Origin of the sequence: Microcystis aeruginosa NIES-843 (genome assembly GCF_000010625.1) — a bacterium.
Lineage (GTDB): Bacteria > Cyanobacteriota > Cyanobacteriia > Cyanobacteriales > Microcystaceae > Microcystis > Microcystis aeruginosa.
The window spans coordinates 1,152,875-1,165,659 of sequence record NC_010296.1 but is presented as its reverse complement, the minus strand read 5'-3'; the positions used below and the strand labels follow the sequence as shown (position 1 = coordinate 1,165,659).

Below are 12,785 nucleotides of genomic sequence, written 5' to 3'. Positions count from 1 at the left end.
TAGATTTATTCAGCAAACCCTATATAGACATTTTGTCAAGCATTTTTCAGAAAAATTAACAAATAACTTCCCGTTTTAGATAGGGTTGCAGCACTTCCGGCACTTTTACCGTCCCGTCCGGCTGTTGATAATTTTCTAGGATAGCAGCCATAGTACGACCGATCGCTAATCCCGAACCGTTGAGGGTGTGGACAAAATTAGTGCCTTTTTGCCCTTTTTCTTTAAAGCGAATATTTGCCCGTCGTGCTTGGAAGTCTCTAAAATTAGAACAACTGGAAATTTCCCGATAGGTATTAGCCGAAGGTAGCCACACTTCTAAGTCATAACATTTGGCTGCCGAAAAACCCAAGTCACCGCTACACAATTCAATCACCCGATAGGGCAACTGTAAAGCTTGCAGGATTGCCTCCGCATTAGCGACTAAACTTTCATGTTCCTGAGCAGAAGCGTCAGGATGGACGATTTTGACCATTTCCACCTTATTAAATTGATGCAAACGGATCAAGCCCCTCGTATCTTTGCCATAGCTGCCCGCTTCTCGACGAAAACAAGGGGTATAGGCACAGTGTTTGATCGGTAATTGCTCCGATGAGAGGATTTCATCGCGATAGAGGTTAGTTACTGGTACTTCTGCCGTTGGTGCTAACCAAAGCTCATCATCTCGACATTTAAAGCTTTCTTCCGCGAATTTTGGCAGTTGTCCCGTCCCGCGCAGGGAGTCACTATTAATCAGAATTGGCGGTAAAACTTCTGTATAACCGGCGACAATATGGCGATCAAGCATAAAATTAATTAAAGCTCTTTCTAGGGCTGCCCCGAGCGCGATAAGATTAACAAAACGACTCTGGGCGATCTTTACTGCCCGTTCAAAGTCTAAAATGCCCAATTTTTCCCCAATTTCCCAGTGAGGCAAAATATTCGGGTTGGTGGGTTTATATTCCTCTCCCCAGCGTCTGACTTCGACATTTTCCCGTTCATCCTTACCGATGGGAGTGGTTTCACTGGGTAAATTGGGTAAATCTAAGATTTTTTGGTCAATAGCCGCTTTAATTGCTTTTTCCTGCGGTTCTAATTGAGCTAGTTTACTTTTAATCTCGTTTCCTTCTGTTTTCAGCACCAAAATTTCGGGACTGTTGGCATCGCTGCCACTTTTAACTTTTTGTCCCACCAGTTTACCGATTTCGTTCCCCCGGCCCTGTAAACTGCTGCGTTCTAACTCTAAAGCCTTCTGTTGTTGATTTAACTGGAGAATAGGGGCAATATCATAACTACCTCCCCGACTATCTAAGCGTTTCTGTACTTCCTCTGGATTTTCTCTAATTTGCTTTAGGTCTAACATGGTAAGTGGGTGGGTGGAATTAAATATAAGATGAACGGAGAACGTAGGTTGGGTTGAAGCATGAAACCCGACGCCCGCTCATGTTACGCTACCGCTAACCCATCCTACAAATAATTGTGCCTCCCTACTTACAAGTCAGTAAAAAATAAAAATTAAGTGGGGGAGTCGGGGAATTGGCAGCCTGAGGGGAAATGTTCTCAACCCCTAACCAATGGTCAATAATAACTCAAAACTTAACTAAAATATCGGTTAAAAGCCGCCGGTAAAATTAGCGGCAGCGGAAACTGGGGTATATTTAATTTTGGTGTCTGGAGTTAAGTCTCATGCTCAAATATCTGCCTGTTAAATTCCTGCGTTTTTTAGCGATTAGCTGTCTTGTCACGTTAATTTCTCTAGGATTTGACCGTTTACACCCCGTTAAAGCTAATCCCACCCTCATAGCTCAAAATGCTTGGGCCGGGGCCTCCTTCCCTGTGGAAAACTTTCAAACCTATACCTCTGGTTTCGGTTATCGTTCCTCTCCCATGGATGGCAGTCAACAATTTCATGCCGGGTTAGATCTGGCCGCACCCTTGGGCAGTTATATTCGCAATTGGTGGGCCGGCAGAATCGTCGAATTATCCGATCATACAGGCTGTGGCACCATGATTAAGATGCAATCCGGTCAATGGACACATATTTATTGTCATCTCATGGGTTCGGTTCAATCCGATAGCCGCGGTACTTTTTTGATTGACATGGAAGGAGGAATTGTCCTTACTCTCGGTCAGGATATACCGGCAGGGGCGCGCATGGCTAGAGTGGGAATGACAGGACGCACCACCGGACCACACCTGCACTGGGGACTGATGTACGGCAATCAATACGTTGACCCCGCTTTGGTTTTAAATGCTATGTACGGTTCTAATCCTTCGGGTAATAGTTAAGAGGAAGGGGAAATTAGAGAATCTGCGATCGCATTCTGTTGAGAAAAAACATCGCTGCCCAGATTTAGTGAATAACGAGGGACACTGCTAAAATTAAGCTGATCGATTCAGGTATATCCAGATAAAATGCGAATATTAACCCTTGTACCGGGAGGAATTAGCAATCAACTGCTGTTTTTTCCCACTCTAGAAACCCTCCAGCAAACTTACCCCCAAAGCAGCATTGATGTTTTGGTCGAACCTAGGGCAAAAGCTGCCTATCGTCTCTGTCCCCAGGTTAAGGAAGTGCTTTTATTTGACTATCGAGATCAGTACGGATTAGCGGATTATTTAAATATTTTGGGAGTAATTCGGGACCGGGAGTACGAAATCGCCATTAGTCTCACCAATCGTCCTGCTATCAATCTTTTACTCTGGTTAAATGGTGTCCCTAACCGTATAGGCTATGAAAATAATGGCAGCTGGTTCTTATCGCAACAAGTACCCCGGCCAACGGAAGGCTATCTAGCGGATAATTATCAGGCACTGGTCAAAGGGTTAAAGATTGCTCCACCCTGTCCACCTTTAAAACTAACCTTGAATCGCGATGATATCGATTGGGCCGAAATGGAGCAGCAACGCCTCAATATCAAGGATAGCGGCTATATTCTCCTCTACGCTGGCGGTAGCGATCTGAGCATCAGCCAAGGACTGGAAACGCTTTATCCCCTAGAGAGTTGGCTAGAAATTATCCAAGGTATTCGCCATCAACAACCAGATTTGCCAATTGTAGCGATCGAGGGAGAGCTGGATGAAGCTTGGGTTTTAGCGCTCAAAGCCATGGATAATAACTTAAAAGTGTCCAGAACGGCCGATATCGGTAAAATGGCGGCCATGATCGCTGGTGCCAATTTATTGTTAGCTACCGAAAGTGTCCCTTTACAGTTAGCCGTGGCCGTGGGAACCTATACCCTCTCTCTGCTGGTTCCTTCGTTGTCTAAGAGAGTTTTACCGAGCGGGGGAGAGCGTCATCGATATATTGAAGCTAATACGGGAAAAGTCGCCGATATTACTCCCGAAACTGTCTTGAAAAAGATTTGGGGCAGGTAAAGAATCGGGTTTCGATCGCTTTTCTCTTGGCTCGAAACCCGAAAAAAATCAGCATCAAGGCTCAATTTTGCGATTGAGATAACTGACTTTTCAACGATTCTAGGGAGGCCCAACGACCATCGATGGCAGTATTTTCCGGAAGAAAAAAATCCGGTGGTTGACAATTGGCTCCGCAGAGTTGACGGGGGGGTAAAGTTAGACACAACTGCTCGTATAACCACATTTGCGGGTCAAAATCCCCGTTAGGATCGAGAGTTTCCGAGAGGTCTTCGTAGGCTATTTCTCGCTCTAGAGGATAGGAGTGATCGTAGTCTTTATTTTTGTCTAGCCAGATTAATTCGGAAGTGTTTAATTGCAGACGATGATTATATTGTTGTAAACAGCGATCGCAGGTTAAGGTGACGATGGTTTCTGCTTTCACCGATACTTCCAAAAAATTGCCCCCATGTCTAACCAGCAAGGTCCCCCGCACTGGTGTCAAGGTTTCTAGACCGGGGATAAAATTATCGATGATGATGACTCTTTGTCGATCAGGAGATTTGAGGAGGTGGGGGATAAAAATAGTTTCCATAGATAACTCCTGTATCATTTATCGGTTATCGGGTGTCAACTGCGTTAGCGAGTAACGCCACCATAATTGCTCGGTGACAATCTTTACTTATATCAGCTTATCGCAGACTGACCTCTAGAGACATAGACCAGTCCTAGACTGTGGGGTGTGGGGTGTGGGGTGTGGGGTGTGGGGTGTGGGGTGTGGGGTGTGGGGTGTGGGGTGTGGGGTGTGGGGTGTGGGGTGTGGGAAAAATAAATAAAAATAATCTCCTGTCTCCTGTATTTGACAGGCTGTCTGTTGATCGAGCGAGAAAGTTTCCTCAGAATTGGGAGTATATGCACAAAGATACTCCTATGTCAACGGTTTTGAAAAATTTTCTTCCTCGCCTCGGTGGATTGGTTATGGTTGCACTGCTCTGCTCGCTTGTGCTGGGGGGATGGCCTCGGCAGGGAAAAGCGGCTCAATCAGTACATTTATCCTACTGGTTGCGATCGGGAATTGAACAACTAGAGGCAGGTAATTATCAGCAAGCTTTGCAGGATTTCAATCAGTCGATCGAACGGGAAAATAACTTGGCCCTAGCCTACAGTAATCGCTGTTTAACTGAGATTTATTTGCAGGATTATCTCCACGCTTGGCAGGACTGCACCCGCTCTTTACAACAGCAATCCGATAATTATCTAGCCCATTTCCATCGGGGTTTAGCTTTTTATCGTTTGGGAGATTATCCACAGGCGCTGACCGATTATAACCAGACTATCCGGTTAAAACCCAGCTATTATCAAGCCTACTATAATCGGGGTTTAGTTCAGGCAGCCATGAAAAATTATCCCCTTGCCCTAGCTGATTTTAATCAATCCTTGCGTCAAATTACTAACTGGCAACCCGACACTTTAGCCACTATTTATAATGATCGAGGTTTATCTCATTTAGCCCTCCACAATTTTACCTCAGCCAAAGCGGATTTTAATCAAGCTCTCCGGTTAAATAAAAATAACGCTTCAGCCTACTATAATCTAGCTTGTACCGCTCACCAATTAGGTGAATACGACCGCTCGATCGCTCATTTAAATCAGGCGATTGCCATCGATCCTTTTTATGCCGATGCTTATATTAGAAGGGGATTACTGCGGCATCAATTGGGTTATTATCAATCAGCTTTAGCGGATTTAAATCAAGGAGCCAATCACCTCTATCAACAGGGATTGCACCACAATTATCAGCAAATCCTCGCCCTCATCGAGCAGATTCACCAACAGTTACTTTCCTTACCATCTCCCATTGTTTAAAAGAGCGATCAATATTATAAAGGAAAGCGCTTCATGGCTGTGACGGCGAGACGGGCATTATCTTTAAGGACTGGAGAAACCCGGGGAATTTGGGGAATTTGCCAGAGAACATCGACGGTGCGCCGTAATAATCGCACTAGATCTCCCTCATCGAGACTGGTATTTTCGCACAATTCCGGCCAAGATGTCCCCTGGGCCCAACGGGAGGCAATCCCCATCAGTTGGGTTTCTAACCAGACGGGAATAGTGATATCGTAGCGAGATTGAGCTTGATAGAGTAAACGGCGAACTTCTCGCAGACCGGGGGAATTTCCCTCTCCTTGCCGCAAAATATCGATAACTTCTGGCACAGGCGGGTAATTGCACCAAGTATCGGGGCGAGGGGGTTCCGTAATCATGGCGCTGATGGCGGCGGCTAGTTGGCTAGGAGTCAATCTGTCCAAATCTCCGGACATCATCGCTAATCCTAACCAGAGTTCATTTTCCCCGCGAATAGTGGCCGCCGCTTCTCCGAGGGGAGTGGGCAAATAACCCTCTAATGCTTGGAATTCTCGCAAAATCTCGATTAGATTCAGAAATTCTTCCCAGTAGTAGGATTTACGCGATTGTTGTTTTTGGTATTTAATCTGGGTCTTGTGTAACTTATCGCGAGCAATCTCTCGATCGTAGTATAATTTCATCAATCGCCCCGGATTTTTGCGTTTTTGCAGGGGATGAGCGGCAATTTGACTATTGATAATTTCAATTTTTTGTGCCTGTGTTTCCAGTTCCACCACCGGTGGGATGCCCTGCACTTGTTGGGGGATGAAATCGGCGATCGCCTGAGTATTTTCCTCACCCTTGCGCCACCCCCCTAGGGAAACTGCTGCTAGGGAAGGGGGGATCAGTTCGCCTAATTCCGCGGGAGCGAGAAAACCTCGATCGATCTCGCTAATATCGGCATAGGCGGCTAAATACCAGCGATTATCACTGCCTAAACAAACAAGAGTTCGCACTTGACCAGCGCCGTGCAGGGTATTGACAAAGATAGCGGGGACGGGGACGGGGACCTTAATATGTTTGCCCTTGAGATGGAGGATGATTCCGACGGGAATATTCGGCAATTTTAGATGTATTTCCTGTCTTTTCTGGGCCTCTGACTGACTAGCGATGATTTTATACAGTCTTTCTTCTTCCCGCAGTCTTTCCCGTAGCTTTTCGTAACTGAAGACCTGCTCCCGCTCGATACCGGCTAACTCCATATCCAACTTAGCTAATTCGGTGGTTAAGGCGGTAATCTGTTGTCGTTCGGGGCTTAACTTCAAACGAGCGAGATATTCGGCGAAACTGCGCTCTAAGAGGTCTTTGGCCTCCTCTAGACTGTGTTTTTGCAGGAGATTTAAGACCATGCCGTAACTGGGCGCAAAACAGCTTTGCAGGGGTTCCGGTTGGGCGGTGGCCAGAAAAGCCGCTTCTTTTGCCCCTTCAAAGGGCGTTTGTACTGTCACCACATGGCCCACCGCGTCCATTCCCCGGCGACCCGCCCGGCCGGCAATCTGGACAAATTCCGAGGGAGTCAGCATACTATGGCCATCATCGGTGCGTTTGGAGAGGGCCGAGATAACGGTGGTGCGGGCGGGCATATTAATCCCGGCCGAGAGGGTAGCGGTGGCAAAAACCACCTTAATTAAACCGGCTTCAAAGAGTTGTTCGACTAATTCTTTCCAGAGGGGTAAAATCCCGGCATGGTGAACACCACAGCCCCGGGTGAGGGGTTCCACTTGGTCGGCGCGCACCAATTGGGAAGCACTGGCCAGGAATTCAAATAGTTGATTTTTCGTCTCGGGGTCGGCGGTTAAGAGGCTGAGGAGTTGCTCGTCAGACTGGGGGTTATTAGCGAAAAAAGCCAGTAATTTCTGGTGTAGGGGCGGATTTTCGACGGCAAAGAAGGAAATGGTCAGTTCTTGCAGATTGGGATTATCTTCCAGGAAGAAAATGAGTAAACGGTAGTAAATGGCTCTAGCTTCTTCTGGATTAACGAGATTGAGGTTTTTTAGCTCTCGAATCGCCTGATCGCAACCTTTGCGGCTGAAAATGACGTAAATAGCCGGGAGCATATCCTTGTCCCGCAGAGTGGTGACAATGGAGGCGATGGTGGGACAATCTTCTCGTTTTAAGCGTCGGGGTTTGCCGTGGCCGACTTTTGAGCGTAGTTTCGGGTTAACTTTGCTCTGTTTTGGGTCGAGCAGCGGGAATAATCCCTCTTTATTGGCGAAATAAAAGCGCAGGGGGACGGGGCGAAAATCGGAGTTAATTAGCTCGCAGCTGGAGGTCTGCTGATTGTCGCCGGGTTGGGGCAGTTGCCGCACCCAGTTAATCCAGTCGGTGAGTTCCCCCGGGTTGCCAATGGTGGCGGAGAGGGCCACTAATTGGATACTAGGGGGACAGTAGATAATTGATTCTTCCCAAACGGTGCCGCGACCTCGATCGCTGATATAGTGACATTCATCGAGAACCAGGGTTTCCACGTTTTCTAGGGAAGTGCCTACCTGACCGATCGGGGTCTTATACAGCATATTGCGAAAAATTTCTGTAGTCATGACTACAATTAATGCTGAAGGATTGATCACCACATCGCCGGTAATCAATCCCACTTCGGCAAAGAGCAGCGGGGAATCCTCATCGCCATCGGTGGGGGTGCGACCGAATTTTTCTTGAAAATCCCGGAATTTTTGGTTAGAAAGAGCTTTCAGGGGAGTGGTGTAGAAAACCCGTTTGCCCCTTTCTAGGGCGCGATAGATAGCGTATTCTCCGATTAAAGTTTTGCCGGAACCCGTGGGAGCGCAGACGACCACTGATTTACCGGCAGCAAGAGCGGCGATCGCCGAGTGCTGGAAGTCGTCGAGTTTAAAGGGAAAAATGGTTTTGAGATTCAAAGAAGTAGGGTTAAGGGACTCTTTCACGTCAAGTCTAAGAGGAGAAATTTTTTTAATTGTGGCTATTCTGGCTGGCTTTTTTGATTCTAGTCGAAAAAGGCGTACTTCTAGAAACTAGGGACAAGCTTAACCTTTGGGGGTGATGCCCAATCCCATCATACTTCATTTTTATCAGAAATGCTGTAAGCTAAGAGGTATTTAAACCGCTTATTCTTAGATTAGCCGAATCTCTCCCAATCCCTTTACTGTTGACTCTTGCCTCTTGCCTCGTCTCAACAAGCAATTTAAATTACGAACAGCTTATCACTAATAATTGTATCTCTATTTTCTCCTTAACTTGATTACTTATACTGACTGATGATGATTAAATTTTCTACTGAAGACTGTCTAGTTTTAGTTGTTGATGATGTGGGCAAAAATCTCCAATTAGCTGTGGAGATTCTTGATTCTGCTGGTTATGCCACCAGTTTTGCTAGTAGTGTTAAACAGGCAATAGAACGAGTAAAAACTGCTAATCCTGACCTAATTCTTCTTGACTTAATGATGCCAGATATGGGGGGAATAGAACTTTGTCGAAGACTAAAAACTGACACTTTATACGCTCATATACCAATTATCTTTGTGACAGATAGTAAGGAAAAAGAAGATATTATCAATGCTTTTAATTCTGGGGCTGTGGACTATGTAAATAAACCATTTCATAGTTGGGAACTGTTAGCCAGAGTTAAAATTCATCTAGAACTAAAAAAGACTCAAGAAGAACTGAAAAATATCAATTCTCAACTAGAAAAGCTAGTCAGAACTGATAGCCTAACTGGGGTAAATAATCGTCGAGAGATTCTCTACTTAGGTGAGAAAGAATTTCAACGATGTCGTCGTTATCATCGTTATTTTTCGGTTCTATTCATCGATATCGACCATTTTAAACATATTAACGATACCTTTGGTCATACCCTGGGAAACAAAACTTTAATTACTGTCGCTGGGGCAATTAAAACCTGTCTGCGTCAAGTGGATAGTTTTGGGCGCTTTGGGGGCGAGGAATTTGTCGCTATTCTCCCAGAAACTAATCTTGAAGATGCTGCTACCACAGCCCAGCGCATTTGTCAAGTAATTAACAAGTTAAATATTGAACTTGCTCAACAAAAAGTGCGAGTTACTGCTAGTATCGGTGTGGCAACATTTAGCCCTCAAGATAATAATCTGGAAGAGGTGATCGAGCGGGCTGATCATGCCATGTTCGCCGCTAAAAATCAAGGTAGAAATCGAGTTAGTTTAGGTAAAACAGTATGAAAAATTTGTTATTTATTCTTGGTTTTTTGCTCTTAGGTGTAGCCCCAAGTTTTAGCGCCGATCTCGATACGATTATACGCCGGGGAAAATTAATTGTCGCTGTCAAAAATAATCTCCCTCCCCTCGCTTTCCTTGATTCTCAGGGCAATCTGCAAGGATTGGAAATCGACATCGCTAAACGTCTAGCTGAAGAAATTCTCGGTTCTGATACTGCTATTATTCTCAAACCCGTTAGTAATCAAGAACGTTTACAGGTGGTTATTGATGATCGAGTAGATTTTGCGATCGCTCGTGTGGCGATTACTCCCGCACGTCAGCGCTTAGTGGATTTTAGCCCCTTTTATTACCTCGATAGCAGCGGTTTTGTGACGAAAAACCTGCTATTTCAGCGTTTAGAAGACCTAGCTAACTCTAGAATCGCCGTACTCAACGGCTCGACGACAATCGCCCTTGTGCGTTCCCATTTACCTAAGGCTACCCTGCGCGGGGTTGCTTCCTATCAAGAAGCTTTAAATTTACTGGAAACGGGGGAAATAGACGCTTTTGCGGCTGATAATAGCCTTTTAACTGGTTGGGTGCAGCAATTCCCCAATTATCGTCAATTACCGATCCAGTTGGGTGCGATCGCTCTAGGAGTCGTTCTCCCTAAAGGTTTACAGTACCAAAGTCTCCGAGAACGCGTCAATCAAGCGATCGAGCGGCTAGAATCCACCGGCTGGTTAGTAGAACGGGTGAACTATTGGGGCTTACCCCTGAGAATTCGGGAAATGGGGAGATAGGGTGATGGGGTGTGGGGTGTGGGGTGTGGGGTGTAGGGTGTGGGGTGTGGGGTGTGGGGTGTGGGGTGTGGGGTGTGGGGTGTGGGGTGTGGGGTGTGGGGAGAAAAAAGCTGATAACTGACAACTGATAACTGACAACTGATAACTGACTAAATCCTGCTATAATCTGAGTGAATAAGTATAAAAATATTAATTGCTCGATCGCTAATTATGGAAGATACCCTGCCGCTTATTTACGTTTCTGGATTGCTAATTTTCGTGATTGGTTTAGGAATTTTTGTCATCGTGCAAATCTTTAAAACCCGCCGAGTGGAAGGAACCTTTAACAAGCTACAAAAGAAATTGCAAAAAGAAAAAGGTACAGCTAAAGAATACTATGAATTAGGGAGTCTTTATCTCGATAAAAAACTCTATGTTCAAGCATTGAGTTTACTACAAAAGGCTTTAAAAATCTCTGAGGAAGAAAGCATCGAACCAGAAAATCAAGCCCTAATCTACAATGCGATCGGTTTTTCCTATTTTGCTCAAGAACAATTAGAATTAGCGATTCGTAACTACAAAGAAGCCATTAAACTTTATCCTCAATACTCGATCGCTCTCAATAATCTTGGCAATGTTTACGAAAAGAAACAAATGGCTAAAAAAGCTCTCGAAACCTACGAAGAAACTCTCAAATTTGATCCTAATAACACCGTGGCGAAAAAGCGAGCCGAATCCCTGCGTAAACGCTTCGCTGAATCGAAATAGTTTTGACTACTATCAAATTCTTTTTAGAGAGCGAAGATTCTTCGATCTCTTTCTTTATTTCAAGCCATAAAACAAGACAATTAAACTAGGGGTTAAAATCGTCAAAATTAAATTTAGGGGCGCACCCAAACGGGTAAAATCGAGGAATTTATAGCCGCCAGGTGCATAAACCATGGTGTTAGTTTGATAGCCAATTGGTGTTAGATAACTATTAGAAGCAGCAAAGGTGACAGCATACATAAAAGCCAAAGGATTTAAACCCAAAGTTTTCGCCACTTCCACGGCGACGGGAATCATTAAAACCACGGCGGCGTTATTAGAGAGGATTTCGGTTAAAACTGAAGTAATTAGATAGAAAAAAACTAAGATCCAAAACCCCGAAAGATTGCCGCCGATAGCCACTAAATTATCTGCCAACCATTTAGTCGTTCCCGAGTTATCCATGGCAGTACCCAGGGGAATTAAACCCGCTAATAAAAAGATAATATCCCAACGAATGGAACCATAGACTTCCCCCGGTTTTAGACAGCCAGTAATTACCATTAAAACCACCCCAACTAAACTGGTGACGAGAATCGGTTGAATATCAAAAGCAGCAATAATAATCACCAACAAAGTAATCATTAAAGCAATAATGCCTTTATCCTGTCGCAATGATTCGATCTCTTTTTCTTCTAAGACTAATAATTCTCGCGTGGTTTGTAAACCAATAAAACTCTGTTTTGGTCCCTGAACCAAGAGCAAATCGCCAAACTTTAAAGGAATTTTCCCTAATCTTCCTTGCAGTAATTCTGAACCACGCCGAATCGCTAAAACCGTTGCGTTATAACGCTGACGGAATTTCAAATCTTTTAAAGTTGTCCCAATTAAACGGGAATTAGAGAGAAGCAAAACCTCGGCTAATTTTTCCTCACCTGTAGTAATTGTCGATTCAATATCTCCTTTCTGAAATTTGACATCGGCAAAGATTTCTAAGCCTCGTTCATCTTTAATTTTTAATAGTTCTTCTCGACTACTGTGAACGATTAAAATGTCGCCAGCATTGAGAACTTTATCAGCTAAAGGTTGGGGTAAATGTACCTTATTTCTGATTAATTCCAACACATCAAAATTAAACTTTCTTTGTAGTCCACTTTGGGATAAAGTTTGACCGATAAGATTAGAACGAGGGGTAATAATTACCTCACTCAGATATACTTTAGAACCATAATCATCCTCTAAAAATTCCCCGGTGGAAGATTTGCGATCGGGTAGTAATTTCGGGGCAAAAATTGTTAAATAAATCAAACCTGCCAAAAAAGTTACTAATCCTAAAGCAGTGAATTGAAATAAGCTAAATTCCCCATAACCCAGCTTGGCAGAAATACCACTAGCGAGAATGTTAGTAGAAGTTCCTACCACGGTAATCATCCCCGCTAAAACCGTGGCGTAGGAAAGGGGAATTAATAACTTAGAAGGGGAAATTTTTTGTTTTTTACACCAATCTTCAACGATAGGTAAAAAGATCGCCACCACTGCCGTGTTATTAATAAAAGCACTAATCGGCCCCACTAATGCCCCTAAGACAAATACCTGTTGGTGGGGATTTTTGCCCCCCCAAACCAGCAAGCGATCGCGAATTACTTGAATCACTCCCGTGCGGGTAATTCCAGCACTAAGCACAAACATCGCCATCACCGTCACCGTGGCAGAATTACTAAATCCGGCGATACCTTCTTCGGGAGTAACTAAACCCAAAAGAATGAGGACAATAGCCACGCATAAAGCGGTTAAATCTACCGGTAGCCATTCTGCCACGAAAGCGACTAAAGCAACGACTAAAACCGTTAAAGTCAGAATAATTGGTGTTGGCATT

Annotated in this window: 10 protein-coding genes; 6 read left to right on the top strand and 4 right to left on the bottom strand. The window is 44.6% G+C overall.

Annotated elements, in window-relative coordinates; genetic code table 11:
- Positions 1 to 55 precede the first annotated feature (55 nt).
- On the bottom strand, positions 56 to 1,339 hold the full coding sequence (gene serS / locus MAE_RS05780; RefSeq protein ID WP_012264737.1) for a serine--tRNA ligase: 1,284 nt from the start codon (positions 1,337 to 1,339) through the stop codon (positions 56 to 58).
- A 323-nt stretch (positions 1,340 to 1,662) separates the two neighbouring features.
- Here serS and MAE_RS05775 point away from each other — a divergent pair, with 323 nt between their 5' ends.
- Together MAE_RS05775 and MAE_RS05770 are read left to right on the top strand one after the other, a co-directional pair.
- The gene (locus MAE_RS05775) at positions 1,663 to 2,265 is read left to right on the top strand and encodes a M23 family metallopeptidase (RefSeq protein WP_012264736.1); all 603 of its coding nucleotides are present in this window, start codon (positions 1,663 to 1,665) and stop codon (positions 2,263 to 2,265) included.
- A gap of 126 nt (positions 2,266 to 2,391) precedes the next feature.
- Positions 2,392 to 3,354: a glycosyltransferase family 9 protein gene (locus MAE_RS05770; RefSeq protein ID WP_012264735.1), complete on the top strand. Its 963-nt coding sequence runs from the start codon at positions 2,392 to 2,394 to the stop codon at positions 3,352 to 3,354.
- Positions 3,355 to 3,415: 61 nt separating this feature from the next.
- Here MAE_RS05770 and MAE_RS05765 read toward each other — a convergent pair whose 3' ends face one another.
- A complete protein-coding gene (locus MAE_RS05765) occupies positions 3,416 to 3,925 on the bottom strand; it encodes a YceD family protein (protein ID WP_002795530.1) in 510 nt (169 codons plus the stop codon).
- A 317-nt stretch (positions 3,926 to 4,242) separates the two neighbouring features.
- Here MAE_RS05765 and MAE_RS05760 point away from each other — a divergent pair, with 317 nt between their 5' ends.
- A complete protein-coding gene (locus MAE_RS05760; protein ID WP_041803861.1) occupies positions 4,243 to 5,196 on the top strand; it encodes a tetratricopeptide repeat protein in 954 nt (317 codons plus the stop codon).
- A gap of 14 nt (positions 5,197 to 5,210) precedes the next feature.
- Here MAE_RS05760 and MAE_RS05755 read toward each other — a convergent pair whose 3' ends face one another.
- Positions 5,211 to 8,138, bottom strand: a complete 2,928-nt coding sequence (locus MAE_RS05755) for a DEAD/DEAH box helicase (protein WP_012264733.1) — start codon at positions 8,136 to 8,138, stop codon at positions 5,211 to 5,213.
- Between the two features lie 333 nt (positions 8,139 to 8,471).
- On the opposite strand from MAE_RS05755, the gene MAE_RS05750 reads away from it, so the two are divergent.
- The 3 genes from MAE_RS05750 (at position 8,472) to MAE_RS05740 (ending at position 10,930) form a co-directional block, all read left to right on the top strand.
- Positions 8,472 to 9,404, top strand: a complete 933-nt coding sequence (locus MAE_RS05750; protein WP_012264732.1) for a GGDEF domain-containing response regulator — start codon at positions 8,472 to 8,474, stop codon at positions 9,402 to 9,404.
- Positions 9,401 to 10,183: a transporter substrate-binding domain-containing protein gene (locus tag MAE_RS05745; protein ID WP_012264731.1), complete on the top strand. Its 783-nt coding sequence runs from the start codon at positions 9,401 to 9,403 to the stop codon at positions 10,181 to 10,183. Before MAE_RS05750 ends, MAE_RS05745 begins: the two co-directional genes overlap by 4 nt.
- A 210-nt stretch (positions 10,184 to 10,393) precedes the next feature.
- The gene (locus MAE_RS05740) at positions 10,394 to 10,930 is read left to right on the top strand and encodes a tetratricopeptide repeat protein (RefSeq protein WP_012264730.1); all 537 of its coding nucleotides are present in this window, start codon (positions 10,394 to 10,396) and stop codon (positions 10,928 to 10,930) included.
- 54 nt (positions 10,931 to 10,984) lie between these two features.
- Here the strand turns inward: MAE_RS05740 and MAE_RS05735 are convergent, their stop codons facing one another.
- Complete coding sequence (locus MAE_RS05735; RefSeq protein ID WP_012264729.1) at positions 10,985 to 12,784, bottom strand: SLC13 family permease; 1,800 nt, start codon at positions 12,782 to 12,784, stop codon at positions 10,985 to 10,987.
- Position 12,785 lies beyond the last annotated feature (1 nt).

What these genes read in the sequence shown, in the direction of transcription:
- serS (WP_012264737.1), bottom strand. Translation starts at nt 1,339, where the DNA reads ATGTTAGACCTAAAGCAAATTAGAGAAAATCCAGAGGAAGTACAGAAA.
- MAE_RS05775 (WP_012264736.1), top strand. Translation starts at nt 1,663, where the DNA reads ATGCTCAAATATCTGCCTGTTAAATTCCTGCGTTTTTTAGCGATTAGC.
- MAE_RS05770 (WP_012264735.1), top strand. Translation starts at nt 2,392, where the DNA reads ATGCGAATATTAACCCTTGTACCGGGAGGAATTAGCAATCAACTGCTG.
- MAE_RS05765 (WP_002795530.1), bottom strand. Translation starts at nt 3,925, where the DNA reads ATGGAAACTATTTTTATCCCCCACCTCCTCAAATCTCCTGATCGACAA.
- MAE_RS05760 (WP_041803861.1), top strand. Translation starts at nt 4,243, where the DNA reads ATGCACAAAGATACTCCTATGTCAACGGTTTTGAAAAATTTTCTTCCT.
- MAE_RS05750 (WP_012264732.1), top strand. Translation starts at nt 8,472, where the DNA reads ATGATTAAATTTTCTACTGAAGACTGTCTAGTTTTAGTTGTTGATGAT.
- MAE_RS05745 (WP_012264731.1), top strand. Translation starts at nt 9,401, where the DNA reads ATGAAAAATTTGTTATTTATTCTTGGTTTTTTGCTCTTAGGTGTAGCC.
- MAE_RS05740 (WP_012264730.1), top strand. Translation starts at nt 10,394, where the DNA reads ATGGAAGATACCCTGCCGCTTATTTACGTTTCTGGATTGCTAATTTTC.
- MAE_RS05735 (WP_012264729.1), bottom strand. Translation starts at nt 12,784, where the DNA reads ATGCCAACACCAATTATTCTGACTTTAACGGTTTTAGTCGTTGCTTTA.